Source organism: Demequina litorisediminis, assembly GCF_030161615.1.
Lineage (GTDB): Bacteria > Actinomycetota > Actinomycetes > Actinomycetales > Demequinaceae > Demequina > Demequina litorisediminis.
Genome location: NZ_BSUN01000001.1, coordinates 177,609 through 202,122 on the forward strand (window position 1 = coordinate 177,609; position 24,514 = coordinate 202,122).

General features: G+C 68.8%; 26 protein-coding genes and 8 pseudogenes. 12 read left to right on the forward strand and 22 right to left on the reverse strand.

Going from position 1 to position 24,514, the window contains the following annotated elements:
* Positions 1-220 precede the first annotated feature (220 nt).
* The 5 genes and pseudogenes from QQK48_RS20930 to QQK48_RS01105 form a co-directional block, all read right to left on the reverse strand.
* A pseudogene (locus tag QQK48_RS20930) lies at positions 221-439 on the reverse strand (helix-turn-helix domain-containing protein); the annotation flags it as partial.
* Complete coding sequence (locus QQK48_RS01090) at positions 364-729, reverse strand: DUF2249 domain-containing protein (protein WP_284327191.1); 366 nt, start codon at positions 727-729, stop codon at positions 364-366. The gene QQK48_RS01090 and the pseudogene QQK48_RS20930, both read right to left, overlap by 76 nt.
* Entirely contained in the window at positions 726-944 is a 219-nt protein-coding gene (locus QQK48_RS01095; protein WP_284327192.1) for a cupredoxin domain-containing protein, read from the reverse strand. Before QQK48_RS01095 ends, QQK48_RS01090 begins: the two co-directional genes overlap by 4 nt.
* Positions 910-1,434 (reverse strand): multicopper oxidase domain-containing protein, encoded by a 525-nt coding sequence (locus QQK48_RS01100; RefSeq protein WP_284327193.1) that lies wholly within the window; start codon positions 1,432-1,434, stop codon positions 910-912. The genes QQK48_RS01095 and QQK48_RS01100 overlap by 35 nt, the downstream gene beginning before the upstream one ends.
* Positions 1,346-3,439, reverse strand: coding sequence for a cupredoxin domain-containing protein (locus QQK48_RS01105; RefSeq protein WP_284327194.1), 2,094 nt, complete (start codon positions 3,437-3,439; stop codon positions 1,346-1,348). Before QQK48_RS01105 ends, QQK48_RS01100 begins: the two co-directional genes overlap by 89 nt.
* 252 nt (positions 3,440-3,691) lie before the next feature.
* Here QQK48_RS01105 and QQK48_RS01110 point away from each other — a divergent pair.
* The 3 genes and pseudogenes from QQK48_RS01110 to QQK48_RS01120 all read left to right on the forward strand — a co-directional run bounded on the left by QQK48_RS01110 (position 3,692) and on the right by QQK48_RS01120 (position 7,237).
* Positions 3,692-5,298, forward strand: a pseudogene (locus QQK48_RS01110) (glycoside hydrolase family 13 protein).
* A 73-nt stretch (positions 5,299-5,371) separates the two neighbouring features.
* Entirely contained in the window at positions 5,372-6,376 is a 1,005-nt protein-coding gene (locus tag QQK48_RS01115; protein WP_284327195.1) for a LacI family DNA-binding transcriptional regulator, read from the forward strand.
* Positions 6,377-6,469: 93 nt separating this feature from the next.
* Positions 6,470-7,237, forward strand: coding sequence for a PfkB family carbohydrate kinase (locus QQK48_RS01120; protein ID WP_284327196.1), 768 nt, complete (start codon positions 6,470-6,472; stop codon positions 7,235-7,237).
* A 21-nt stretch (positions 7,238-7,258) separates the two neighbouring features.
* Here QQK48_RS01120 and QQK48_RS01125 read toward each other — a convergent pair whose 3' ends face one another.
* The 10 genes and pseudogenes from QQK48_RS01125 to QQK48_RS01170 form a co-directional block, all read right to left on the reverse strand.
* Positions 7,259-8,164, reverse strand: a complete 906-nt coding sequence (locus QQK48_RS01125; RefSeq protein WP_284327197.1) for a hypothetical protein — start codon at positions 8,162-8,164, stop codon at positions 7,259-7,261.
* Between the two features lie 156 nt (positions 8,165-8,320).
* Positions 8,321-9,190 (reverse strand): hypothetical protein, encoded by an 870-nt coding sequence (locus QQK48_RS01130; RefSeq protein ID WP_284327199.1) that lies wholly within the window; start codon positions 9,188-9,190, stop codon positions 8,321-8,323.
* Positions 9,187-9,537: a hypothetical protein gene (locus tag QQK48_RS01135; RefSeq protein ID WP_284327200.1), complete on the reverse strand. Its 351-nt coding sequence runs from the start codon at positions 9,535-9,537 to the stop codon at positions 9,187-9,189. The genes QQK48_RS01130 and QQK48_RS01135 overlap by 4 nt, the downstream gene beginning before the upstream one ends.
* A 152-nt stretch (positions 9,538-9,689) precedes the next feature.
* Positions 9,690-9,983 (reverse strand): hypothetical protein, encoded by a 294-nt coding sequence (locus QQK48_RS01140; protein ID WP_284329266.1) that lies wholly within the window; start codon positions 9,981-9,983, stop codon positions 9,690-9,692.
* Positions 9,961-10,839: pseudogene (locus QQK48_RS01145) on the reverse strand (bifunctional [glutamine synthetase] adenylyltransferase/[glutamine synthetase]-adenylyl-L-tyrosine phosphorylase); the annotation flags it as partial. The gene QQK48_RS01140 and the pseudogene QQK48_RS01145, both read right to left, overlap by 23 nt.
* Positions 10,721-11,038 carry a [protein-PII] uridylyltransferase family protein gene (locus QQK48_RS01150; protein WP_348523733.1) on the reverse strand — a complete coding sequence of 106 codons (318 nt, stop codon included), beginning with the start codon at positions 11,036-11,038 and terminating at the stop codon, positions 10,721-10,723. The pseudogene QQK48_RS01145 and the gene QQK48_RS01150, both read right to left, overlap by 119 nt.
* Positions 11,039-11,044: 6 nt before the next feature.
* Positions 11,045-11,689, reverse strand: a complete 645-nt coding sequence (locus tag QQK48_RS01155) for a hypothetical protein (protein WP_284327201.1) — start codon at positions 11,687-11,689, stop codon at positions 11,045-11,047.
* The gene (locus QQK48_RS01160) at positions 11,673-11,876 is read right to left on the reverse strand and encodes a hypothetical protein (protein WP_284327202.1); all 204 of its coding nucleotides are present in this window, start codon (positions 11,874-11,876) and stop codon (positions 11,673-11,675) included. Before QQK48_RS01160 ends, QQK48_RS01155 begins: the two co-directional genes overlap by 17 nt.
* Positions 11,877-11,939: 63 nt before the next feature.
* Entirely contained in the window at positions 11,940-12,179 is a 240-nt protein-coding gene (locus QQK48_RS01165) for a hypothetical protein (RefSeq protein WP_284327203.1), read from the reverse strand.
* A 6-nt stretch (positions 12,180-12,185) separates the two neighbouring features.
* Positions 12,186-13,519: pseudogene (locus QQK48_RS01170) on the reverse strand (glutamine synthetase family protein).
* Between the two features lie 74 nt (positions 13,520-13,593).
* Between QQK48_RS01170 and QQK48_RS01175 the strand changes: the two are divergent.
* The 6 genes and pseudogenes from QQK48_RS01175 to QQK48_RS01195 all read left to right on the forward strand — a co-directional run bounded on the left by QQK48_RS01175 (position 13,594) and on the right by QQK48_RS01195 (position 16,888).
* A complete protein-coding gene (locus QQK48_RS01175) occupies positions 13,594-14,463 on the forward strand; it encodes a nitrilase-related carbon-nitrogen hydrolase (RefSeq protein ID WP_284327204.1) in 870 nt (289 codons plus the stop codon).
* Between the two features lie 8 nt (positions 14,464-14,471).
* A pseudogene (nadE, locus tag QQK48_RS01180) lies at positions 14,472-14,909 on the forward strand (NAD(+) synthase); the annotation flags it as partial.
* Positions 14,854-15,234 carry a hypothetical protein gene (locus tag QQK48_RS01185; RefSeq protein WP_284329268.1) on the forward strand — a complete coding sequence of 127 codons (381 nt, stop codon included), beginning with the start codon at positions 14,854-14,856 and terminating at the stop codon, positions 15,232-15,234. The pseudogene nadE and the gene QQK48_RS01185, both read left to right, overlap by 56 nt.
* A 224-nt stretch (positions 15,235-15,458) precedes the next feature.
* Positions 15,459-15,659: pseudogene (locus QQK48_RS18630) on the forward strand (3-methyl-2-oxobutanoate hydroxymethyltransferase); the annotation flags it as partial.
* A 121-nt stretch (positions 15,660-15,780) separates the two neighbouring features.
* Positions 15,781-16,200: a 3-methyl-2-oxobutanoate hydroxymethyltransferase gene (locus tag QQK48_RS18635; protein WP_348523363.1), complete on the forward strand. Its 420-nt coding sequence runs from the start codon at positions 15,781-15,783 to the stop codon at positions 16,198-16,200.
* Positions 16,201-16,336: 136 nt separating this feature from the next.
* The gene (locus tag QQK48_RS01195) at positions 16,337-16,888 is read left to right on the forward strand and encodes a hypothetical protein (RefSeq protein ID WP_284327205.1); all 552 of its coding nucleotides are present in this window, start codon (positions 16,337-16,339) and stop codon (positions 16,886-16,888) included.
* A gap of 3 nt (positions 16,889-16,891) precedes the next feature.
* On the opposite strand, the gene QQK48_RS01200 is transcribed toward QQK48_RS01195, so the two are convergent.
* From QQK48_RS01200 to QQK48_RS01215, 5 genes are read right to left on the reverse strand one after another with little or no spacing between them, the layout of a single operon-like run.
* Positions 16,892-17,278, reverse strand: coding sequence for a hypothetical protein (locus QQK48_RS01200; protein WP_284327206.1), 387 nt, complete (start codon positions 17,276-17,278; stop codon positions 16,892-16,894).
* Positions 17,242-18,519 (reverse strand): MFS transporter, encoded by a 1,278-nt coding sequence (locus tag QQK48_RS01205; RefSeq protein WP_284327207.1) that lies wholly within the window; start codon positions 18,517-18,519, stop codon positions 17,242-17,244. Before QQK48_RS01205 ends, QQK48_RS01200 begins: the two co-directional genes overlap by 37 nt.
* A gap of 13 nt (positions 18,520-18,532) precedes the next feature.
* Complete coding sequence (locus QQK48_RS18640; RefSeq protein WP_348523364.1) at positions 18,533-18,919, reverse strand: glutaminase; 387 nt, start codon at positions 18,917-18,919, stop codon at positions 18,533-18,535.
* Positions 18,888-19,550 (reverse strand): glutaminase, encoded by a 663-nt coding sequence (locus QQK48_RS18645; RefSeq protein ID WP_348523365.1) that lies wholly within the window; start codon positions 19,548-19,550, stop codon positions 18,888-18,890. Before QQK48_RS18645 ends, QQK48_RS18640 begins: the two co-directional genes overlap by 32 nt.
* Before the next feature lie 51 nt (positions 19,551-19,601).
* Positions 19,602-19,790, reverse strand: a complete 189-nt coding sequence (locus QQK48_RS01215; RefSeq protein WP_348523366.1) for a hypothetical protein — start codon at positions 19,788-19,790, stop codon at positions 19,602-19,604.
* 31 nt (positions 19,791-19,821) lie between these two features.
* Here QQK48_RS01215 and map point away from each other — a divergent pair.
* Both map and ppgK read left to right on the forward strand, forming a co-directional pair.
* Positions 19,822-20,703: pseudogene (map, locus tag QQK48_RS01220) on the forward strand (type I methionyl aminopeptidase).
* Complete coding sequence (gene ppgK / locus QQK48_RS01225) at positions 20,700-21,461, forward strand: polyphosphate--glucose phosphotransferase (RefSeq protein ID WP_348523367.1); 762 nt, start codon at positions 20,700-20,702, stop codon at positions 21,459-21,461. The pseudogene map and the gene ppgK overlap by 4 nt, the downstream one beginning before the upstream one ends.
* 470 nt (positions 21,462-21,931) lie before the next feature.
* Here ppgK and QQK48_RS18650 read toward each other — a convergent pair.
* Positions 21,932-23,005 (reverse strand): annotated as a pseudogene (locus tag QQK48_RS18650) (O-antigen ligase family protein); the annotation flags it as partial.
* A gap of 10 nt (positions 23,006-23,015) precedes the next feature.
* Between QQK48_RS18650 and QQK48_RS01235 the strand changes: the two are divergent.
* Positions 23,016-23,270 (forward strand): hypothetical protein, encoded by a 255-nt coding sequence (locus QQK48_RS01235; RefSeq protein ID WP_284327208.1) that lies wholly within the window; start codon positions 23,016-23,018, stop codon positions 23,268-23,270.
* Positions 23,271-23,436: 166 nt separating this feature from the next.
* Here the strand turns inward: QQK48_RS01235 and QQK48_RS01240 are convergent, their stop codons facing one another.
* Positions 23,437-24,435, reverse strand: a complete 999-nt coding sequence (locus QQK48_RS01240; RefSeq protein WP_284327209.1) for an ABC transporter permease — start codon at positions 24,433-24,435, stop codon at positions 23,437-23,439.
* Between the last annotated feature and the right edge of the window lie 79 nt (positions 24,436-24,514).

Genomic DNA, 24,514 nt, shown 5'->3' on the forward strand with positions numbered 1-24,514 from the left:
GCTCGGGCGCCGCCATCAACCGTGCCTCCGCCTGCGCAGTGTCGACCGCGACCGCGACCGCGTCCTCCTCGCGACGGCCAAAACCGTCGAGCGCGATGCGGGTCAGCGCCTGCGCGACCTTCTCGCGATACTCCGCCACGGTCGCGCGGGCGCTGTACTCCCAGCCGGGCCGGCCTCTGGAGCCGTCCCGTCGCGGGGAACGCACCGCTGCCCCGGCAGCGACGAGTCGATCCACGTGCTCGCGCACGGTGTTGGGGTGCAGGCGCAGGCGCTGAGCGAGTTCGTCGACGGTGAGGGGTCCATCGGCCCGGTCGAGTACCCCGCGTACCCTCCGCGCCGCGGCGGAGGGTTCCCGCGCGACCATCAGCAGCAGGTGTCGCGCGTCACCTGGACGCGCCACACCTCCGGCCCCTCGGCGAGCGCCTCGAAGGACACACATCCGGGAACCTCTGCGACGATCTGGTCAAGGAGCCGAGCGGGGTGGTGGGGTGCAGCGATCACGAGCGCCTCGCCGGGGACGAGGGCGGCCACGTGCTCGATGACGGTTGCGTGTCGCACCGCATGCGGAATAGTGGCGACGTCGAGGTCCGCGGACGCGCCAGCCGCCTCCTGCGCCTGGGGCGTCTCCTCGACCTCCTGGTTGGCGCCGCACCCGCAGCCGCCGCAGCCGCACTCGCCCTGCTTCTCGGCAGTCCCTGCCGCCGCGCTGACGTCGGTGATCTCGATCATGGTTGTTCTCCTGTCACTGCGGCGGAAACGGTGAAGAGGCCTGCGGCGCCGCGCTCCGCATCGACCATCACGTGCGAGACAAACGGATACGTCCCGGGCTCGGCGAACTCAAGCTCGACAAAGCCGCCCTGCCCAGGCTGAAGCGCGAGCGACTGTGCGCCGCCGGAGCCGTCGCCGCGGTCACCTCCCAGGAGGTACGCGCCTTCGGAGTACACCGTGTCGAACTGCGCGCCGACGACGTGGAACGAGCCTGGCCCGGCTGGGGCCCGCGTCGACCACCCAGACGCGTACGCGTTCGCCGACGTGCGCCTCGAGTGGGTGCTCCTTGTACTGCGTGGAATGCCCATTGAAGGTGACCAGATCGGGTTCCTCGTCGGCAATCTTCTGCGCGTCGGCGATACCGCCGTCTTCGCCGAGGTACTGCTCCGCCTGGACTAAGAGGTACTCCCGATCGACCTCGGCAAGGCCGGGCGGGTCGATCACCACCGCGCCATACATCCCGTTCGCGATGTGCAACGACATCGGCATGGTCGAGCAGTGATAGAGCCACGCGCCTGCGCTTTCAGCGGTGAACTCGTACACCAGCGATTCGCCGGGCTGGATGGTGCGCATCGCGTCATCGGGCGCGGTCCTGCCGGCATGGAAGTCGATCGAGTGACCCATGGTGCCGTTGTTGACCAGGGTCACCGTGAACGTGTCTCCCACGGTGCCTCGCAGGACGGGCCCGGGGACGCCGCCCCCAAAGGTCCACAGGCTCCTGCGTGTAGCCGGGCGCGACCTCGATGGTCTCGTCGGTCACGACGAGCGTCACCTCGTGGTGGCTGGTGCCGTCCTCGGGAGCGAGCGTGGCGTCCACGGCGTCGCCGCTCATCGGCGCGGAGAGGTCGATCGCGTCGGCCGGATTGCCCGTCGCATCGTCCACGCCGTGCGACATGCCGTCCATGCCAGCCATGTCGTCAGTGGCCGAGTCTCCGGCTGTCGCCTCAGCCGAGGCTTGGGGCAGGGCACCGGCGGCATCATCGACGTCGATCGTGAGAGTCATCCCCATCTGCCGATGGCCCGCAATCGAGCACCAGCCGTCGATGTCGCGCCCCACCACGCCCACGTCGATCGTCGCCTGCTCCCCCGGCGCGAGGCGTCCGGATGTCTGCCCTGAATCGAGCACGAGGTCATGTTCGACCTCCGGGTCGGTGTTGACCACCGTCAGCAGCACACGGTCGCCCGCCGAGACCTCAATGAGGTCGTCGCTGAAGCGCATGTCGGCCGCCTCGATGGTGACTTCCACGGTGGTGCCCGTCGCGGTCACGCCCGCGTCGGCGCCCATACCGAGGCCGACAGCCTGTGGGTCGGCGGCAACGGCCCCGGCCACCACAACCGCCACGACGCCGGCCGCAACGGCCCCTCCGAAGGGGTCAAAGGCGCGCGGGCGGACCGCGAGGTCGGCGGCACTCACGACTGTGGGCCCCTCGGGAACGTGCCTGCGCGCGGACCACGACACGCGGATCGCCCGAAGGACGCACCCCACGGTCCACAGGGCAACGGCGAGAGCGAGGACGCTTCCGACCACCCGCAGCAGACTTGCGTCGGCAAAGATCCACAGCGCCAGGCCGCCGTTGGCGAGGACGAGCCGGGCAGTGCCGTGACGCTCGGAGGCGTCGCGTGCGCTACGGACCGCGTGCGGGCCGCCGCCCATCACCATCGGCAGCAGGTGACTCAACGCCCCCAACAGCACCTGAGCCACGCCACCCGCCACCAGCGCAGGGACGAGACCGTCGAGTCCGTGCTGGGCGTCTTCCCACGTCGGACCGGTGACGAGTGCCCACGCCCAGCCGAGCACCGCACCGTCAAGCCAGAAAAGCCCTGCCGCGAGGATCAGCGCCGAGGGGTGCCCCGGCGCGCGCGTCCTCAGCACCATCACGACGGGCACGGTCGCCAGGATGACTCCGAGCGCTGCCGCGGCCGCGCCGGCGGCCGCCAGCGCGCGCAGATCTGTCAGCGCCCCCGTCCACGTGACCATGACCGACGCGGCAAGCACGGACAGGCCGGTCCTGCTCCAGCGCACCGCCCCCTGCGGGACGCGCACCGCGATCATCGTCGGCCACAGCGTGAGCAGCGTTGCAAGCACCGTGACCGTCACCCAGCCCACCACCATGGCCGAGACGTGCGCGACGTACAGACGCGCGGCGGTCTGCGCATCGGCCGCTCCATCGGCCAGCAGCGCGCCGGCGATGACGCCACAGGCCAGCAAGATCGCGGAGGCGACGTATGCCCAGGTGGTCCATCCCAGCATGTTGCCGAGTGCGCCGCGCGAGGCCAGGGCAATCGCCGCCGCATGCCACACCGCCACGGAGCCAACGATGCTCGCCCCCACCACGATGCACGGCGTCACGGACCCCACGACGCCCACCATGACGGTGATGGCACCCACCGTATGGGCGGCAAGGCGTACCGCTTGGGCGCGCTGCCCCCCAGGAAGCGGCCGTCGCCTCAGCGCCTCGGTGAAGTGTGCCGACCAGATCAGGATTGCCGTCGTGACGGCTCCGAGCATCAGCAGATGCACCATGAGCCACGGCGAGGCGCTCCATGCCCGATGCCCCACGGCCACCACCGCCGCGCCCACCAGCCACGCGGCGACGAGCACGTGAGCGCGCAAGTGCCAGCGGGCGCGCGCCGACAGCGGCGCCGCGGGTGCAGTTTCAGCCTTTGTCACGGCGACAACCGTAGAAAATCGCGGGAGCCCCGGCGTGGGCCCTTGGTCCCGGCCCGACCTTGGCCATGGGTGGCGCCGCGCCGCGCGTTTGCACGCAGGACCTGCAAGCGTTTACATTGGTGGGCAAGCCAGGGCCGAAACCCTGGCGTCAGAACCGCAACGCGCACCATGAACGCGTTGCCCGCACTCCCCTTTCCGAGAGGACCCCGATGAGCACCGCAGGCTCCCGCTGAGTGGTGGCGTACCGCCGTCATCTACCAGATCTACCCCCGCTCCTTCTCGGACGCTTCCGGCGACGGCATCGGCGACCTCCAGGGCATCACCGAGCGCCTGGACGACCTCGCCGCCCTTGGCGTCGACGCGATCTGGCTGTCGCCCTTCTACACGTCGCCCCAGAAGGACGCCGGCTACGACGTCGCTGACTTCACCGACGTGGACCCGCTGTTCGGTTCCCTCGCGGACTTTGACGCCATGGTTGAACGCGCCCACGCCCTGGGACTTAGGGTCATCGTGGACATCGTCCCCAACCACTCCTCCGACCAGCACGCGTGGTTCCAGGCCGCACTCGCCTCGCCTGAGGGCTCCGACGAGCGCGCCCGCTACGTGTTCCGCGACGGCCGCGGTGCGACGGGTGAGCCTGCCCCCCAACAACTGGGACTCGGTCTTCGGCGGCCCCGCCTGGACCCGCACCACGAACGCCGATGGCACCCCCGGCCAGTGGTTCCTTCACCTGTTCGACTCGACCCAGCCCGACTTCGACTGGTCCAACCCCGCCGTCCTCGACGAGTTCGACAGGGTTCTGCGCTTCTGGCTCGACCGTGGTGCCGATGGCTTCCGCGTGGACGTGGCTCACGGCCTCATCAAGGCCGACGGACTGCCCGACTTCTCGTATGCCGACGACGCTAACTCCATGGGTGGCGTGGAAGGCCCGCAGGCGCCCTACTGGGCCCAGGAAGGCGTGCACGATGTGTGGCGCCGCTGGCGCTCTGTCATCGACGAATACGACGGCGACCGCATCCTTGCCGCCGAGGCATGGGTCCTCCCCTTGTCGAAGATGGCCAAGTGGGTGCGCCCGGACGAAATGCACCAGGCCTTCAACTTCGCCTACCTCGAGACCGACTGGAAGGCAGATGACCTTCGCGCCGTGATCGACGAGTCGCTCGCCGAGTTCGGCAACGTCGGCGCTCCGTCGACCTGGGTGCTGTCCAACCACGATGTCGTCCGCCACGCGAGCCGCCTCGCGCTCGGCGCCGAGAACCCCCAGGGCCACGGCATCGGCCCCAAGTCGCTCGGGCTGCCCGACCCGGTGGTGGGCCTGCAGCGTGGTCGCGCCGCCTCGGCTCTGATGCTTGCGCTGCCTGGCTCCGCGTACGTCTACCAGGGCGAGGAGCCTCGGCCTTCCCGAAGCCATCGACATCCCCGACGAGGCCCGCCAGGACCCCACCTGGTTCCGCACCGAGGGCGAGCGCTACGGCCGCGACGGTTGCCGTGTGCCGCTGCCATGGAGTGCCGCCGAGCCCGCGTACGGCTTCAACTCGACGGGCGAGACCTGGCTTCCCCAGCCCGCCGAGTGGGCGTCCCTCGCACGTGACGCCCAGCGCGAGGACCCCACGTCGACGCTGAACCTCTACACCGAAGCCCTGCGCCTGCGCAGGGAGCTCGGACTCGCCGAGGGCGCTATCGAGTGGATCGCCGATGCCCCCGCAGGCGTCGTGGCCTTCCGCACCTCGGGGATCGAGGTCTGGTCTGCAGTCGAGCCCGGAGTTGAGGTGCCGCTGCCCGACGGCGAGGTGGTGCTGGCATCGGCCACGGTGACCGATACGATTCCTGCGGACACCACGGTCTGGCTGCGCCGCTGAGATAGGCGCGGGAGACCGAACGCGAGGAGACACACGATGGCGAAGATCCAAAAGGTCGCAGAGCCTCGCCGGTGTGTCCACTGCCACGGTCTCCCGCGCCCTCGCGGGCAAATCCTCCGTCTCGCCCGCGACCAAGGCGCGCGTCGAGGCCGCCGCGAAGCAACTCGGCTATGTCGTCTCGGCGGCCGCGTCTTCCCTCGCCTCGGGCCGAACCCGCAACGTGGGCGTCGTGATGCCCTACCTCGACAGTTGGTTCTTCATGGCGGTGCTCAAGGGCGCGCAGAGGACCCTCGCGGACGCGGGCTACGACGTCACGCTCTACCACCTCGCCCCCGCCGACGGCCTCGAGATTGACTCCGAAAGCGCCCAACGTCGATCGCGCTTGTTCGACGAGTTCCTGCGCCGCCAGCGGGTGGACGCGCTCATCGCCGTCAACCTCGAACTCGACGATCACGAGCGCACCGCGCTGGGAGATCTGTCACGCCCCGTGGTGGGCCTCGGCGGACCGCTGCCAGGACTGCACACCCTCAGCCTCGACGACACGGGCGTGGCACGGCTCGCGACCGATCATCTGCTGGCCCTCGGGCACCGGAGCATCGCCCACATCACGGGCGATCCCGACTTTGAGCGCGACTTCCAGATGCCCGCGACCCGCCGCGCCGGGTACGAGGCGTCGCTGGTGGAGGCGGGCATCGAACCCGACCCGCTCCTCGTTCGCCACGCAAACTTCACGATCGAGGGCGGCTACGACGCGACGCTGCGCCTTCTTGGGGACCCTCGTGTTCACCCCACCGCGATCTTCGCCGCCTCGGACGAGATGGCGATCGGCGCCCTCTTGGCCGCGCGCGACCTCGGACGGACGGTGCCGGGCGACCTGTCGATCGTCGGCATCGATGGCCACGACCTCGCGGACTTCTTTGGCCTGACCACCATCGACCAGTTCCCCGAGGTACAGGGCCAGCAGGTCGCCCAGATCGTCATCGATGAACTCACGGGCCAACTGCAGGACGCCGTCGACGAGGATCTGCCCTACGAGCTCGTGGTGCGGCGCTCCACGTCGCGCCTTCGCGAGGCGTAACCGTGTCCGCGGCGCCGCGCGTCGTCGTGTGCGGGCCGTCCGCATGGAACCACCTCATCGTTCTGGACGAGCCTGCCCGAGCCGCGCCCTCACATGCGCTTCGCGCGCAAGGCCTGGTGGACGGTCGGCGGCACCAGTGCAGGCAAGGCTCTCCACCTGCTGGACCGTGGTGCCGACGTCACCCTCGTCACTCCCATCGGTGCCGACGAGGCCGGCGAGAGACTCCTGGCCGCATTGCGCGCCACCGGCCTTGACGTGGTCGCGCTCCCGGCGGACGTCACCGAGTCCCACACCAACCTCATGACCGAGGCCGGGGAGCGGGTCTCGCTCTACACCGCCACGCCAAAGGCACCCTCTCACGCCGCCCTCGCCACCGCACAGGCGGCGTGCGAGGGAGCCGATGCCCTGGTCGTGGACCTCTCGGCCCTGGGGATCGCTGTGCTCCCCCGCGCGGTCGCCACCCGCGCGCCCCTATGGACGGATCTTCACGACTGGGACGGCGTCGCGGACTTCCACCGGCCGTTCGCTCGCGCAGCCTCCACAGTGCTGCTGAACGATGACGGTGCGGCCGACGGTCGGGCCGTCATGGAGTCCATCCTCGGCGAGCGGACGCGCCTCGCGATCCGCACCCTGGGTTCCGCGGGTGCAGAGGCGCTGGATTCCGACGGAGCAGTCACCACCGTGCCTGCCGTACCCTGCGACGTCGTCGACACCAATGGCGCTGGCGATGCGTTCGCGGCCGGAGCTCTCATGGCGCAGGCGAGCGGCGCGCCGATCGAGCGGATGCTGACCGCGGGTACCCAGCAGGCGGTGCGCGCGCTGTCGAGCAGGCATCTCAGCCCACTCCTCGACGGTCTTTGAGCCCGCCGCGCACCGGAGCGCCTAGGAGGGCTGCCGGTCCTCAGTCGGGGGAACGGAGGGAGGCTGCTCCCCCGGTGACGCCGCCGCCACGCCCGCGGAGGGCACCTGCGCCAACTCCGCCGTATCCATGACATCCCCCGAAGCGTCGCCGCTGGCGTCGGCATCGGCCGGATCCGTGCGCTCACCAAACCACGGCACGTACCGCAGCAGGAGCGCCCACACCGCCGCCAGGCCAAGCGCGATGAGGCCCAGCGTCAGGAGAATGTTGGTGACCGGAGCGAGCGCCGTGTCGCCGATCACGTCCTCGATCAAGGTGCCGAGTCCGCCTTCCCTGCCACCGGGCACGAACTGCGCGATGGTGCGCGGCCCCATCGTGCCCAGCACGAACGAAACGGCGATGCCGAACAGGCCGGCGGCAAGGAGCGCGCGCGGCAGGAACCGGCGCCAGCGTGGCGCGATGGCGATGCCTGCGGCGATGAAGACGATGCCGATCCATACGAACCACGTGGCGACCCACGTCAGTGCAGCGTATGCGCTGCGCACGTCCTCAAAAGTGTCCGCATCGACGATCTCGACGGAGTACTCGGGAAGCGTGACGTCGGGAATGAACGACCCGACCACCGGAATCCGGTCGATCGCGGCGTTCACGCGGTCACCGAGCGCGATATCGATCGCCAAGGGCCCCGGTTCACGGTCGGGGTCCGAAATCGCCGCCAACAAGCGATCCTGGGCCGCGTTGCCCGCGGTCTTGATGGTGGACTGGAACGCGTCGGACTGCAGCAATGCGACCACCGCATCGTGGATCTGCTCGTCCAGGAGCGTCACCGCGATGGAGCCCGCCGTGCTGTCGATCTGGTCGGCAAGCATCTCCTGGACCTTGTCCGCGACGATCTCGGCGGTCTGGGGCGACTCGAGGGTGGTCTTCACGAGCCTTCTCGGCGGCCGTGCCGTCCTCGATGCTGCGTACCGCGTGGAGCGACAGTGCCCACGTCACGATCAGCATCGAGCCGAGTAGCACCAGGAATGCCGATCCGATGATGCGCACGAACCTCACGCGAGTCCCCTTCCGTTGGTGGTCTCAGGCTAGCGGCGCGAGGCCGCTTTCCCCACGAGCGTGGCGACGACACCGCCCCCGAGTGCTACGGCTCCCACCACCACCGCATTGCGGGCGATACCTGGCGCGGCATCGTCAGTGAACGTCTGCGCCCACAGCGAGGAGGCCGTGCCATCGACGCCGCCGGGAAGGAAGGCAAGAATCGCGTCACGATCCACGAACGCCACGATGAGCCCGAAGGCCACGGCGATGGTGCCGATCGCGAACAGCGCTTTGGCCACAAACCATCGACGCCGATGCGAGACGAGGATGCCGAGCGCAAGGAGCGCGAGTCCGGCCCACAGCGCCCAGTCGGCCGCACGCTCCATCCACTCGTACGTGGTGCGCACGTTCTCGAAGGACTCGGCACTCAACGCCTCGACCTGCACGGGAGGCAGGGACAAAGACGGCGCCGCCGCCCCCACTCCTGGCAGGTCAGCAATGCGGGCGTTGACGATGCCCGACGCGTCGACGCTCAACGTCAGTGGAGCCGCCTCCCGCTCGGGATCCATCAGCGCCGCTGAGAAGTCCGTCTGGGCGGCATCCGCGGCATCGACGATGGCGTCCTCGAACGCGGGTGACCGCACCGCCGAGTCGACGGCTCCGCGCAGATCATCCTCGACACCGAGCGCCGCCACGTCGATGCCACGGGAGTCGAGGTTCGCCACCGCATCGTCCTGAACCTGGCGTGAGAGGGCGTCAACGGCGGCAGGCACGCTGAACGCGGTACGCGCGACTCCGGACAACGCGGTGCCGTCCTCCACGGCACGCACGGCCGCCGTCGAGACGCCCCACGCGACGATGAGGAGCGCGCCCGCCAGGATACACAGGGCCGAGATCAGGGTGCGCAGTGCCCTCACTGCTCGGGGTCCCAGCCGAAGAAGACGCGCTCAGTCACCGCTCTCGAGCGACGGGTCACGCGGCCGTACCGATCGGCCAGTTGAGCGCCGGACAGCCGCAGCGACAGGATCTCGCCTAGCACTCCGAGTTCCCTGGTATCACCGGGCAGAACGTCCTTGTCGCGGGTCTTTCCTCGCAGCGCAATCGCTCCTCGCAAGTCCGTCGCGAGCCGCCACGCCTCCGCGAGCACTGCCTCGTCGGCGGCGTCCAGCAGCCCCTGCGCGGTCGCGGCCTCAAGCCCCTCGAGGGTTCGCGTGGTGCGCAGTGCGGGATACGCGTGGCCGTGCTCCAACTGGAGGCGCTGCACGGACCATTCGACATCCGAAAGCCCCCAGGTCCGAGCCTGAGGTGCCTGCGCGGGTCAAGCCCTCGCGGCAGGCGCTCGGACTCCATCCGAGCCTTGAGAGTGCGCATCTGGCGTAGCGCGCCGGCGGGCGCTCTTGCGGGTACCGCACCGTGTCAATCATCGCGACAAAGTCCGCCGCGAGCCTGGTCGTCGCCCGCGCACGGTCGGGCACGCAGCAGCGCCTGCGCCTCCCACGGGTCCGACCAGCGGCCGTAATACTCGGCTGCGCTGGTGAGTGACCGTGCGAGCGGACCGTTGCGCCCCTCGGGACGTAGGTCCGCATCGATCTCCAGTCCGGGCTGGCTCGACACGGACTGCAGCAGCCTTCCGCACGCGCTGGGCCACCTTGACGGCGAGTTTCTGACCGTCCGGATGGTCCCCCGACCACACGAACTGCACGTCGGCATCGGAGGTGTAGCCCATCTCGGACCCGCCGTAGCGCCCCATGGCGACCACGAGGAACCGCACGGGAAGGGACTCGAGGCCGGCGTCGGACGCCACCTCGGCACTGGCGATCCGCACTGCCCCCTCGATGAGGACGTCGGCGCTGTCGGAGACTGATGCCGCGGCCTCGACCGGGGTGATGAGGCCAAGGACATCGGCCGATGCCACCCGCGCCAGTTCGCGTCGCCGCAGCCCTCGGAGTGCGGTGATGCACTGCTCGGCATCCGCGCTGCGTCGGAGGATCGCGTCGGCCTCGGCACGCAGTCGCTCTCGCGAACGCGGAGCGAGGTCGGCGTCGTTGTCGAGCCACGGAATCGACTCGGCGGACGCGAGCAGTGCGTCGGTGACGTAGGCCGACGTCGAGAGCAGCCTCGCGAGGCGCTGTGCCGCCGCTGAGGAGTCACGGAGGAGTTTGAGGTACCACTGCGCATCGGCAAGGTTCTCGGACGCTTCCGGAACGCGAGCAGGCCCGCGTCGGGCTCGGCGCCCTGGGCGAACCAGCCGATCATCGCAGGGAGCAGGCCCGCTGGATGGCGGCACGTCGGGAGACCCCTCCGTCAGCGCCGCGATGTGACGCTGCGCCGCCTGCGCGTCGTCGAAGCCGACGGCGGCCAGGCGCGCCCGCGCCGCAGCATCGTCGAGTCGTGCCTCGTCGGCGCTGAGGGACGCCACCATCGGCAGGATGGGCCGGTAGAACATCTCAAGATGCATCGCACGTACATCCCGGCGGATGTCGTGCCAGACCTCGTCCATGTACTCGAGAGTGGCAAAGCCCGAGGCGCGGGCCAGCGCACGCCTGCCCTCCTCGTCTTCGGGCATCAGGTGTGTGCGCTGGAGCACGCAACTGCAGGCGGTGCTCCCACACCCGCAGTTGGCGGTACGAGCGGTCCATCTTGGCCGCATCGGGGCGGCCCACATAGCCGCCGTCGCGCAGTGCCCTGAGCGCCGTCAGCGTGGTGCGCGACCGGAGCGAACTGTCGTGGCGGCCATGGACCAGTGCAGCAACTGGACGGTGAATTCGACGTCACGAAGGCCGCCCGCACCAGGCGATCTGCCGATCCGCCACCTCGGCGGGCACATGATCCTCGACCCGTCTGCGCATCGCCTGCGCGCCTTGGACGAAACCCTCTCGCTCCACGGCCATCCACACCATGGGCTGCATGGCCTCGACGTAGCGTTCGCCGATCTCCCTGTCGCCGGCGATGGGGCGCGCCTTCAGCAGCGCCTGAAACTCCCACGACTCGGCCCAGCGCTCGTAATATGCCTGGTGCGAGGCAAGATTACGCACCAGCGCGCCGTCCTTGCCCTCGGGCCGAAGGTTCGCGTCGACCTGCCACAGCGGCGGTTCGGCGCCCGGCCGGTCGCATGCACGAGCGGCCGCAGCGGCCAGCCTCGTCGCCGCCTTGATGGACTGCTCGTCGGTAGCGTCCCCCGCAGGCTCGGCCACGAAGATGACGTCCACGTCGGACACGTAGTTGAGTTCACGCCCGCCACACTTGCCCATGCCCATGATGGCGAGCCGCGTGTGGTGATGCGTGGGCAGGTCGGCGCGGGCGACGGCGAGTCCCGCCTCCAAGGCTGCGCCTGCGAGATCGGCGAGGGCGGCGCCCACCTCGGGGAAGATCGCCGGCGGCGTCGCGTGGAAGAGGTCCTCAGCGGCGACCCGCATCAGTTGACGGCGGTAGGCCACCCGGAGGGCGGCGACTCCCTCGTCGCCCGTGACGGTCGCGACGGGGACATCGGCGCCGGGGTCGGCCCCGACAGCCTTCGAGCAGCACCGCGCGGGCGTCCACCGCGGTGAACGACTGCCCCACGGGCCACGCGGCGAAGTCCGCGATGTACTGCGGGTGGGTCACCAAGAAGTCGCCGAGCGCGAGCGAACCCCAAGCACCACGCCGAGTCGGGCGCCTGCCTCGGAGTCACGAAGCGATACGAGGTCGTCGAGGTGGCCCGCGTCTCTCGCCGCCTCGGCGACCCTCAGGAGCCTGGAGCAGCCCGGCATCGGGGTCTGCAAGGTATGACAACGCGTGAGCGGGGTCATCAAGCGTGACGCCGGTGACCGCCTCGATCTGGCCGATGAGTTCGAGCGCGCGTGCGGTGTCCGCCACCCCCGCTCGACGTAGCAGCGCGGACGGGGATGCCTCTCGCGAACTCGCCACGGTGGCCTAGAGGACGGGCAGGTACTGCTCGAGCTCGTACGGCGTCACCTGCGCACGGTACGCCTCCCACTCCGCGCGCTTGTTGCGCAACACGAAGTCGAAGACACGCTCGCCGAGAGTCTCGGCGACAAGCTCCGAGCGCTCCATCGCCTGAATCGCGTCAGAGAGTGAGGCGGGCAGCGGCTCGTAGCCCATCGCCTTGCGCTCGGCGTCGCTCGGCTCCACACATCGTCCTCGGCGCCCTCGGGCAGTTCGAGGCCGTCCTCGATGCCCTTGAGGCCCGCAGCCAGGAGGACGGAGAACGCGAGGTACGGGTTCGCGGCGGAGTCCATCGCGCGGTACTCGACACGCGTCGACTGTCCCTTGCCCGGCTTGTGGACCGGGATGCGGACCAGCGCGGAACGGTTGTTGGAGCCCCAGCACACGTACGAGGGCGCCTCGGCGCCGCCCCACAGGCGCTTGTACGAGTTCACGTACTGGTTGGTGATCGCCGTGATCTCCGGGGCGTACTTGAGCAGACCCGCGATGAACTGGCGCGCCACCGGCGACAGGTTGTGGTCCGCTCCGGCCTCGTAGAACGCGTTGCGGTCGCCCTCGAACAGGCTCATGTGGGTGTGCATGCCCGATCCGGGCGCCTCGAACAGCGGCTTGGGCATGAAGGAGGCAAAGACGCCCTGCTCGAGCGCCACCTCCTTGACCACCGTGCGGAAGGTCATGATGTTGTCCGCCATGGACAGCGCGTCCGCGTAGCGCAGGTCGATCTCGTTCTGACCCGGTCCCGCCTCGTGGTGCGAGAACTCGACGGAGATGCCCATGGATTCGAGCATCGTGATGGCCTCACGACGGAAGTTGTGGGCGGTGCCGCGCGGGACGTTGTCGAAGTAGCCTGCGCGGTCCACGGGCTTCGGCATCTCGCCGGGCTCGGGCTTCTCGAGCAGGTAGAACTCGATCTCGGGGTGCGTGTAGAACGTGAACCCCTGGGCAGACGCCTTGTCGAGGGTGCGCTTGAGCACCTGACGCGGGTCGGACAGCGCGGGCTCGCCGTCGGGTGTCGCGATGTCGCAGAACATGCGGGCCGCGCCCTGGCGCGCGCCACGCCACGGCAGGATCTGGAACGTCGAGGGGTCGGGCAGGGCGAGCATGTCTGCCTCATAGACACGGGTCAGACCCTCGACGGCGGAGCCGTCAAAGCCGATGCCCTCGCTAAAGGCGTTCTCGAGCTCCGCGGGCGCGATCGCCACCGACTTGAGCACGCCCAGCACGTCGGTGAACCACAGTCGAATAAACCGGATGTCCCGCTCCTCGACGCTGCGGAGCACGTATTCCTGCTGCTTGTCCATGCGCCCATCCTGCCCTATCCGTGTGACAACCGCGTAACGCCTGGCGCCCGCGTGGCGACGGATAGGCTCATGGCATGTCGGAGCTTCGTGTCGCGCTTGCACAGGTCAACCCCTGCGTGGGCGATATTGCTGGTAACAGCACACTTGTCCGCTCACAATGCGCGGCCGCCGACGCCAAGGGCGCACGCCTCGTCCTGTTCCCAGAGATGGTGATGACGGGTTACCCCATCGAGGATCTCGCGCTGCGTGGGAGCTTTCAGCGCGCCGCGGCCGCCGCGGTGGACGCTCTCGCCGCTGGCCTCGCCGAGGACGGACTGGGACATCTCACCGTCATCGTCGGCACGCTCGGCGTGGCGGCATCGGGACGCCCGTTCAACCAGGCTGCCGTGCTCCGCGACGGTGAGGTCATCGCCCGCTACAACAAGCACCACCTGCCCAACTACGGCGTCTTCGACGAGCGCCGCATTTTCGCGGCGGGCGAGGACCCGTGCGTCATCGACGTGGACGGGCACCGCATCGGCCTCGCGATCTGTGAAGACATCTGGGTGGACGGCGGCACCGTGGCCCAGGTGGCCGATGCCAACGTCGACCTCCTCGCCGTCCTCAACGGCTCGCCGTTCGAGGAGGGCAAGGGCAGGGTTCGTACCGATCTCGCCAGGCGCCGCGCCGCCGAGGTGGGTGCGCCTGTCGCTTACGTCAACCTGTGGGGCGGACAGGACGATCTGGTCTTCGACGGCCACTCCTTCATCGTTGGTCCCGACGGGGCCTGGCTGGCCAACGCCGTGGGGTTTGAGGATGCGCTGCTGGTGTGGGACCTTCCTGCGGCCGATGCTCCCCCACCCCTGGCCCGGTGGTCGACTTCGCCTCCGATACCGAGCAGGTGTACTGGGCGTGCGTCACGGGTCTTCGGGATTACGTCGTCAAGAACGGGTTCCGGTCGGTGATCCTGGGCATGTCCGGCGGCATCGACTCGGCCCTGACCGCCGCGATTGCCGCGGACGCCATCGGCGGCAACAACGTGGTGGGCGTCTCGATGCCTTCCTCGTTCTCCTCGGACCACTCGAAGGATGACGCCGCCGATCTCGCCAAGCGACTCGGCGCCGACTACCGGGTCGAGCCCATCGCCGCTGTCGTCGACGCCTTTCAGTCACAATTGGCCCTCGAAGGCGTGGCCGACGAGAACCTGCAGGCGCGCGTCCGTGGCGTGATCCTGATGGGGATCTCGAACCGCGAGGGGCACCTTGTCATCGCGCCTGGCAACAAGTCGGAGGCGGCCACCGGCTACGCCACCATCTATGACGCCGGGTCCATCGGCGGCTTCGCCCCGCTCAAGGATGTCGACAAGACCCGTGTGTGGGACCTCGCGCGATGGCGCAACGCTTGGGCGGCAGAGCGCGGCGAGGTGGAGCCCATCCCCGTCAACTCCATCGAGAAGCCCCCGAGTGCGGAGCCTGCGCCCCGGCCAGGTGGACCAGGATTCCCTCCCGCCATACGACCTGCTCGACGAGGTCCTCGACGCCTACGTGGAGCACGCCGAGGGCCGCGAGGAGTTGCTGGCACGCGGCTACGACGAGGCTGTCGTCGACCGCGTCCTGCAGTTGGTGGACCGAGCCGAGTGGAAGCGCAGGCAGTACCCGCCGGGCCCCAAGGTGACCGCGCTGGCCTTCGGCCGTGACCGCCGCCTGCCCATCACCAGCCGGTGGCGTGAGGTCTAGCCGGCCCACGCATCGGCCGGCCGCTCTGTCGGTCCGCCCACGCGCCAATCCCGCGCCTCCCATCGAAGGACCAGGACCGTTGCACTCACCACCTGAGACTGCCGCGCCCTCGAGCCGCAAATGCGGACATTTGCGCACGGGTGGGGCGGCCTAGAGTGGTGGGTATGAAGAAGGTCAGGATCCACCACTTTGCCGAGATGAAGGCGCGCGGCGAGAAGATCACCATGCTCACCGCCTACGACTACCCGACCGCGCGTGCGTTCGACGCCGCGGGAGTCGACATGCTCCTGGTGGGCGACTCCATGGGCGACAACATGCTCGGCATGGACTCCACGGTCCCGCTCGAGCTCGACGAGATGATCCCGTTCGCTCGTGCCGTCGCCCGCGGCGCCGAGCGTGCGTTCGTGGTCGCCGACCTCCCCTTCGGCACCTACGAGGTCTCGGCGGAGCAGGCCGTCGCCTCCTCGATCCGCATGATGAAGGCTCTCGGGCGCGGAGGCCATCAAGTTCGAGGGTGGCCGCCGCGTGGCCGCCCAGGTCAAGGCCGTGACCGATGCGGGCATCCCCTTCTGCGGTCATCTCGGCTTCACTCCCCAGTCCGCCAACGCCCTCGGTGGCCACCGTGTCCAGGGCCGCGGCGACGGAGGCTACGACGCCCTGTTGGCCGATGCTGTGGCGCTGCAGGAGGCAGGCGCCTTCGCCGTGGTGCTTGAGATGGTGGTGGCCCCCGTGGCGGAGAAGATCAGCGCCGCGCTCGACATCCCGACCATCGGCATCGGTGCCGGTGCCCACACCGACGGCCAGGTGCTGGTGTGGCTCGACGCCATGGGCGTAGGCGACTGGCACCCGCGATTCTCGCGACAGTTTGCCGCCGTGGGACAGGCGATGACCGATGGTGCCGCGTCATACGTCGCCGCCGTCAAGGGTGGCGAGTTCCCCGCCGCCGAGCACTCTTTCGACGAGTAAGGACCGCATCTGATGCCTACTCTTGCCATCGTGGGCGCCGGCCCGGGCCTCGGAGCCGCCGTCGCCCGCCGCTTTGGACGCGAGGGCTTCTCCGTCGCCCTGATCGCACGCGACGAGGCGAAGGCTCGACGACCTCGTGGGGGAACTCGCGCGCGACGGCGTCACTGCCCGGCCCTATCTCGCCGATGTCCGCAACGGCCGCCAACTCGAAGGCGCCCTCGCGCAGGCCGCGACCGAGCCTCGGCCCCGTCGCCGCGCTGCAGTACAGCCCGCTACCGTCGCGGGACTACCTGAAGCCGGTACTCGACACAGACCCAGCGCTCGCGCTCGAGGCCTTGCGATTCTCCGCGCTGGGCCTCATGCACGCCGCCCGCGCGGTGCTGCCGGCCATGCGGGAGGCCCGCGACGGCTCGATCATCCTCATCAACGGCGGCACTTCGGTGAAGTCCCGCGCCGGGTTCGCCGGCACATCCATCGCATTTCCCGCGGAGACCGCGTACGGCGAGATGCTGCACGAGGCACTGAGCGAGGAAGGCATCCGGGTGCGTCAACTGGTCATCCCAGGCGCCATCCCCAGGCTCCGCTCGCGCGCGGACTCGACGACGTTGCCGATCGGATCTGGGCCCTGCACTCCGAGCCGGGACAGTTCCGGGACATGCTCATTCCCCTGGACGACGGGCGCGAATAGGCCTTACTCGCGCTCCGGCATGGGCGACGGGTCGGGAACCTCGTGAGGCCGGTACTGCGGGAGACGGGAGGCCGGGAACATGGCGAGAAGCGCCACGCCCGCGTAGATCAGGAGGCCACGACGCAGCGCCTCGAGCCGCGCTTGCTCGTTGACCTCGATCGCGGCCGCGACCGTCTCCTCGGGCAGCGAGGTGTCGTGCAGTGCGGAGGCGAGTTGGTCGTTCGACATGAAACTCGCGTCCGTCAGGTCGAGTTCCTGCACCACGTCGTCCGGCAGTTCCGGATGCTCCATGGCGGCGCGCCCAAGGCTGAGGACGAGGATCGCCACCAGGAGCGCCCCCGCCAGCGCTGTCCCTACCGCAGAGGCGAGGTTCTGAGTCGCACCGCGCACGGAGCCCACATCGCCAGCGAGGCTCCTTGGGTGAGGCGGTGACGAGCACGTTGAAGACGAGCGTCACGAGCGCACCTTGGCCTGCCCCAAACACGAACAGGCCCAGGATCGTCGGAAGCGTCTCCCAGTTGTTGGTCACCACGAACGCCAGCCAGGTCAGAGCCTGTGGCGCAGGCGGCGAAGGCGACGACGGCGATCCTGCGCGGGCTGTAGCGGCGGTAGAAGCGCACCACCACCATCGCGGCCACAAAGACGGTGAGGTTGAACGGCATCATGGCGAGCGCCGTGTCGAAGGGCGTGCGACCTTGCACGATCTGGATGTAGAGCGGCACCGTGAAGTTCAGCGCCGCCTCCAATGCCACCACCATGAACATGGCGTACACGGCGGCACGTTCGCGCGACGACCGCAGCACATCGAGATTGACCAGCGGCACCGCTCCCCTGCCCATGCGGCGCCTGGTCCACACGAAGAACGCCTGGCCAAGAACAATTCCCAGGACGACGAAGACCGGCGCAGGCGACACCCCGGCGACGGAGAACGGGGCGGACTCGGCCGCCACCAGCACACCCCACGAGTTCAGGTTGTTGAATCCGAGCGTCAGCAGGATCACGGCGGCGCCGATGAGCAGCGCGCCCACGCCGTCGATTTTGACCGAGGAGTCTCCCCGGTCGGCGCGCAGCCAGAAGCCAAAGATGAACACGGCGACGGCGAGCGCCAGGACGATGAGGAACACGGGACGCCATCCCACCGCGGTGCCCAGCGCGCCTCCGATGAAGAAGGCACTCACTCCCGACATCGCGCGGGCCGACCCGAGCGAGCCGATCGCCTGAGCCTGTTGCTCGCCGCGGTAGTTCTCGGCGATGAGTGCCACCAGCGCGGGAACGATCACGGCTGCCGAGGCGCCCGCGACCGCCTGGCCCGCGATGGCCCACCCCACCGTGCGCGCGAACACCATCATCAACGCGGAGCACGCGAACATCGCCACCACGACGCGGAACACCAGGAGCCATCCGACGCGTTGCCCCACCTTGGCACCCACCATGACGAGGCCCGCCACGGCGAGTCCGTACACCACGATGGTGCTGCTCGCGACGGTGGGCGCGACGTCGAACTCCTCGACGATCCCACCGAGCGAGACGGGGAGCGCGGCGACGTTGAACGACATCAACACCTGCGCGAGGAACAGCCCCACCATGGGCGTCCACGGCGACCGCTCGGCGACGTGGGAATGGGACTCCATGTTGACCGCCATGTCACACCCTCTCAGGAACGGACGAAGCGAAGACGTTGAGGCCGAGCGATCGGGACAGGTGGGCGATGGCACGTTCGCCGCGCACGCTGTTGCCCGCGGAGTCCAGCCGTGGCGAGAAGGTGCCGACGGCTCCCTTGCCAGGGGCCACCGCGACGATTCCCCCGGAGACCCCGGACTTCGCAGGCAGGCCGATCTCGAACAACCATTGCCCCGAACGCTCATACATGCCCGCCGACGCCATGATGGCCAGCACGTCCCGGCACACCTGAGCGGCGACCACCGCCTCACCGGTGACGGGGTTCACGCCGCCGTCCGCAAGGGTGGCCCCCATGACGGCGATGTCGTGAGCCGTGACGTCAAGGGCGCATTGGCGGGTATAGAGGTCCACGCTCTCCTCCGCGTCGCCCGTGAGGTGGCCATACGACTGGAGGAGCCTGCGCGAGCGCCTGGTTACGCGCGTTGGTGGCGCTCTCGGAAGCGAGCACCGCGTGGTCGAGGTCGAGGCGCCGCCCCGCGAAGGCTGACAGGCCGGACCGGATGTGCTCCCAGCGCTCGTCAACCGAACCACCCGCCACCATCGCCGTCGTGGCGATCGCGCCGGCATTCACCATGGGGTTCATGGGGTGGCCGCCGTTGAGTTCCAACGCCATGACGGAGTTGAACGGGAGTCCCGTGTTGTTGACCCCCACGGCGTCCCTTACCGCGTGGTGACCCCAGGCATCGGCCACCAGGGCGTACACGAACACCTTGGAGATCGACTGAATGGTGAAGGTGACCTCGGTGTCGCCTACCTCGTACCTTCGACCGGCGATGTCGACCACGCTGACGCCGAAGGGCCGGGGATCGGCGGTCGCCAACTCGGGAATGTACCCGGCTACGGCGCCGCCATCATGCTCCCGCGACGCGTCATACGCCGCGCGCACGGCCGCGGTGACGCGTTCGGGTGCGGGCAACGATCCGGTGCCCACCTCCTGGGCCACGGCGTCGACGCCCAGGGCGCTCAGGCCATCAAACCCCACCGACTCCATCCGACCCCCCTGCTACGTGGGATGCGCCGCCGTCAGCACCCATCAACACGCTAGCGCCAGCGGTCGTCCTGCGCATCCCAATCGTCGGTGCGCTTGGCCGCCTGCTCCAGCGCCTTCTCTGCCTCGGCTCTCGTCGGGTACGGACCCATGAGGTTCTCCCACGAGCCTGCGCTTGCCTTCTTCGACCTCGCGGGTCTTGGTGTTGAACCAGAACTCGGTCTCGCTTGTCATCTCCATCGCCTCCTTGAATAGACTGCCAGGCATGAGCCCCGTGCGCGAGAACATCAGCAAGGGCGTCGTATCGCCGTGGAGAGACGTACCCAAGGACATCGCCCGTCCCGAGTACGTGGGTCGCAAGAAGGCGGCACGCTGGAACGGTGGCGACGTGCACTCCCCCGAAACGATCGAGAAGATTCGTGTGTCAGCGCGCATCGCCGCCCAGGCCCTCGCCGAGGTGGGCAAGCACGTGGTCCCCGGCGTGACGACCGATGAACTGGACCGGATCGGACACGAGTTCGTCCTCGACCACGGCGCGTATCCGTCGACGCTTGGCTATCCGGGTTCCGCCGGGCGGCCCCCTTCCCCAAGGCGCTGTGCACGTCGGTCAACGAGGTCATCTGCCACGGCATCCCCGATTCCACGATGGTGCAGGAGGGCGACATCGTGAAGGTCGACATCACCGCGTATCTGAACGGCGTGCACGGGGACAATTGCGGATCATTCATCGCAGGCGAGGGCTCCGCGGAGGCGAAGCAGGCTCGTCGAGGTCACCCACGAGGCGATGATGCGCGGCATCAAGGCAGCCAGGGTGGGCCGCGAAGTCAACGTCATCGGCCGCGTGATCGAGAAGTACGCGACGCGCTTTGGCTACGAATCGGTGCGCAACTACACGGGCCACGGAGTGGGCCCCGCGTTCCACACCGGGCTCGTGATCCCCCACTACGACGCCGCGCCGTACCACGATGACGTGATCGAGCCCGGCATGGTTTTCACCGTGGAGCCGATGCTGTGCATGGGTTCCGAGGAGTCCGACGAGTGGGACGACGGCTGGACCGTCGCGACACTTGACGGATCCTGGGTGGCGCAGTTCGAACACACCATCGTCATCACCGAAGAGGGCCCGGAGGTTCTGACACTGCCATGAGCAAGCGCATCGCACTGGGAATCGACATCGGCGGCACCGGCATCAAGGCGGCCCCCGTCAACCTCAAGACCGGAGAGTTCACCGAGGAGCGCTACCGGATCCCCACCCCCGACCCCGCCACGCCCGAGGCGATCGCCAAGACGGTTGCCAAGTGCATCGCCAGGTTTGAACCCAGCCGCAAGACCGCGGTGGGGGTGTGCTTTCCCGGGGTGATCCAGAACGGCGTGGTGAAGACCGCGGCGAACGTGGACGAGTCGTGGATCGGTACCAATCTGCGCACCATCATCCGTGAGTACTCGGGCCACGACGTGTACGTGCTCAACGACGCCGACGCTGCTGGGTTCGGTGAGCACCACTTTGGCGCGGCCCACGGGCGCGATGGCTCGGTGCTGATGACGACGCTCGGCACCGGCATCGGCACCGCGCTGATCGTGAACGGCGAACTCGTCCCCAACCTCGAGATGGGCCACATCCTCATCGATGGCCAGGACGCCGAGCACATGGCGGCCGAGTCGGCCCGCGAGCGTCTTGGCCTCGACTGGGAGGGCTGGACTGCGAACCTCCAGAAGTACTACTCCGAGATGGAGCGGCTGCTATGGCCGGACCTCATCATCGTGGGCGGCGGGGTGTCGAAGTCCCACCACATGTTCCTGCCGCACCTCACGCTGCGTGCACCGATCGTGCCCGCGGAGCCTGCGCAACGGCGCAGGAATTGTGGGGGCGGCGGCGTTCGCGTACGAGCAGTTCCAGCGCGATGAAGCCAAGCGCAAGGCGGACAAGAAGGCCGCCGCGAAGGCCGAGAAGAAGCGCGACTCCTAGGCGGCGCTCCGGCGCCCTTTACGCGTCGAGCGAGTCGTCCAGGTCCGGACCGCGTGCGGCGCGGCGCCGACGACGGTGCCCGGGCATCGGCCGCACGGGCCCCACGGTACGCCGCGGGACGGGCTGCCCTGCCCCCGTCCGGACCAGGTGGGGCGCCCGTGGCGTGATGGCGACCATGCCGGGCACCATGCACGTGAGGGCGACAAGCATGTACCAGCCACCCTCGACGAGGAGGCGTGACTCCGACAGCGCCTGGGTGCCGAGGGCGCCGATGAGCAACACCCAGCCCACGGGAATCCAGGAGGCCTGGGAGTCGCCGCGCTGGACCACTCCCCAGGCGCGGAAGAACACGGACGCCACGAGGAATCCGAGCAGGATGAGGCCGACGACCCCGAGCCTGGAGCCAGGCGTCGAGGAAGGCGTTGTGCGCGTGCGTGGCACGATCGGTGGTCTCGTCCACCACCGTCGAGTATGGCTCGGCCCAGACCGGCCAATAGGCGACGAAGCCCCACCCCTCGACGCGCTCCTGGGCGATGTCGATGACGCGCTGCCAGATCTCGGTGCGGTTCGTCAGGTCCGAGTCGCGGTCCAGCATGGACAGCATGACGTCCTTGTAGCGGACGGCCAGCCATCCGGCCACGGCCGATGCCCCCAGCAGATAGGCGGAGACGGTCGCCCGGCCGTGATGATCCGCGGCGCGCACCACGAGCGCACAGCCGAACAGCACCGCCACGACGAGGCCCATCAAGGCGACCGTGGCGGACTGAGTGAGCAAGAGCACCGCGACCGACACGCCGAGCGTGATGAACGCATTGCGGCGGCTCACCCGGCGCTCGAGGTACAGGATGAACGCGAGAATCGCGGTGATGAGCGCCATCGCGGCGAACGGGTTGCGGTTGCCCACAAAGCCCTGGATCGGGCCGCCCTCCATCAGGTTGTTCTCGGACCACAGGAACGGCGACGTGTCCTGGTCGAGGCCCGCGAGCGAGTCGAGATCACCCACGAGCGGGTGCACCGAATGGTGCACGAATGCAGCCACGTAGAGTTCGAAACTCACGCCCAGCAGCAGCGACCACTGGAAGCCGCGGTAGAGCAATTCAAGGAACCGCGACGTGCCGAAGTGTTGCACCGTCACTATCGCGCAGTACGTCGTGGCGACGGTGACAATGGCGGCGAGCACCGTCACCGTGGGAGTGGCGGACCAGATGGCGCTCAGCGCCGTCAGCGCGACAAACCCAAAGACCACGATGGACAACTTCATGCGCGCTGCGGAAGGCCGGAACGCGATCACCACTGCCGTCACGGTGACGGCCGCCAGCACTCCGTACAGTGCCATACCCAGCAGATAGCGGAAACCCTGGCCGGACATCAAGAAAACGATGGACCACACCGCGACGGCGTCCCGTCCGCGCGCAGACGTCAGCCATCGCATGGCTGACTCGCGGGCGGTTCGGGTGCTCATGTCGCGTCCTCCTCTGGGCATGAAGCGAGGGATGGTGGTGGCGGCCGGCGAGGCGACATTGAACGCGCGATCGCCGGCGCGCGAAGAAGCGCACACCGACGAGACCTGTTCAGAGTGTACCGGGGGCCGTCTGATCCTGCACGAAGTGTCTGCTATTTCCGGCGTGCGGGACGCGATGACAACGAACGAACCCGCGCGAATGTGGCAATTCTCAAAGTTCGCCCTGAATCCACGGCGTGGCGTGACTTTTGCTCACATTTCGTGCCATGATGAATGCGATGCGTGAATGGCGCGCCGCTTCCCCCGATGCGAGCCTGCGCCTCGATGGCATCCGACCCCGGTGTCGCTAGCCCCCTTGCGACGCCGGGGTCGTCTCATGTCCGGACGCAAAAAGACAGCGGCCGCCCACCCTCCCGCGGCGGAGGGAACAGGCGGCCGCTTCACGCGGGCCGTTAAGCGACGCTGGCTCCCGTCGCATCGACCGTGGAGGCTGCGAGCCTCCTGGCACTGAGCCATGCGCTGAGCCACAGCAACACGACTCCGATCGCAAGCCACGAGCAGAGCACCATGAGCGGCTGGGCGATGGCGGCACCGTCAAAGAAGGCCACGTTGCGCAGGAGCGTGCCGGTCGCTCCCGGCGGCAGCAGCTGGCCGATGGTGCCCCAGGGCCGGGGAAGCAACTCCGGCGCGCTCGTCAGCCCGGACAGCGGATTGCCCAGGAGCACCACGAGCACAGCGCCGATCGCGATGCCTGGCTTACCCAGCAGGCTCTCGAGCCCGAGCACCGTCATGCCGGTGGCGACGATCCCGAGCGTCGCGGCCGCGGCGCTGGCCCAGAAGTTGCCCGTCAGCGTGCCGAAAGCGAACTCGAGAATGGCCGTCATCGCAAGACCCGCCACAACGCCGAAGGTTGCCATGGTGACGAGGCGCTGTCGCGTGCCACGGATCACGAGAGTGGTGGCGACGCCTGCCATGAACCCGCCGAGTGCGATGGGCAGCGCTCCCGCGGAGAGGCCGACGCCCTTGGGGTCATCCTCAGAGGTAGGCACGACGTCATTCACGGTCACCTCCACGCCCGCCTGAGCAGCAACAGCTTGCCCCATGGCGGTGAGGGCAGCCGCGACCGTGGGGGATGCCGCCGAGGCTACGTCGACGGTGAGGCCGTCGGACCCCGGGATCAGGGCACCGTAGACCTCACGATCCCGAATGGACTGTTCGGCTGCGGCAGCGTCCGTCACAGCCATGACGTCAAACGCGCCGCCTTGCGCAGCGTCGAGCGTGGACTCCAGCGCGCCGACCGTGGCCTCGTCGCCGACGATTGCCAGCGGGACGTCACGCGGCTCGGAGTTGATGGCCGGAAGGCCAAAGCACAGCAGCATGACGGAGAGCAGGAGCGACAGGCCGACGGCAAGCCCGCCGATGGTGCGCCCCGTGCTGGGGGTGGTGGACATGTTTCCTCCCAAGGAGTTTCGTAGATACGAAACGTATCGTATCTTATGAGTCCGACTAGAGTGGCGCGAGAGACTCAGG

Excerpts from the sequence above, each read along its gene's own strand:
- QQK48_RS01240 (WP_284327209.1), bottom strand. The coding sequence starts at position 24,435 with ATGTCCACCACCCCCAGCACGGGGCGCACCATCGGCGGGCTTGCCGTC.
- QQK48_RS01155 (WP_284327201.1), bottom strand. The coding sequence starts at position 11,689 with ATGCGGGTCGCCGCTGAGGACCTCTTCCACGCGACGCCGCCGGCGATC.
- QQK48_RS01215 (WP_348523366.1), bottom strand. The coding sequence starts at position 19,790 with ATGACAAGCGAGACCGAGTTCTGGTTCAACACCAAGACCCGCGAGGTC.
- QQK48_RS01090 (WP_284327191.1), bottom strand. The coding sequence starts at position 729 with ATGATCGAGATCACCGACGTCAGCGCGGCGGCAGGGACTGCCGAGAAG.
- ppgK (WP_348523367.1), top strand. The coding sequence starts at position 20,700 with ATGAGCAAGCGCATCGCACTGGGAATCGACATCGGCGGCACCGGCATC.
- QQK48_RS01175 (WP_284327204.1), top strand. The coding sequence starts at position 13,594 with ATGTCGGAGCTTCGTGTCGCGCTTGCACAGGTCAACCCCTGCGTGGGC.
- QQK48_RS01120 (WP_284327196.1), top strand. The coding sequence starts at position 6,470 with ATGCGCTTCGCGCGCAAGGCCTGGTGGACGGTCGGCGGCACCAGTGCA.
- QQK48_RS01235 (WP_284327208.1), top strand. The coding sequence starts at position 23,016 with ATGGTGGTGGCGGCCGGCGAGGCGACATTGAACGCGCGATCGCCGGCG.
- QQK48_RS01140 (WP_284329266.1), bottom strand. The coding sequence starts at position 9,983 with ATGCCGACGTGCAGTTCGTGTGGTCGGGGGACCATCCGGACGGTCAGA.
- QQK48_RS01205 (WP_284327207.1), bottom strand. The coding sequence starts at position 18,519 with ATGGAGTCCCATTCCCACGTCGCCGAGCGGTCGCCGTGGACGCCCATG.
- QQK48_RS01185 (WP_284329268.1), top strand. The coding sequence starts at position 14,854 with ATGTCGACAAGACCCGTGTGTGGGACCTCGCGCGATGGCGCAACGCTT.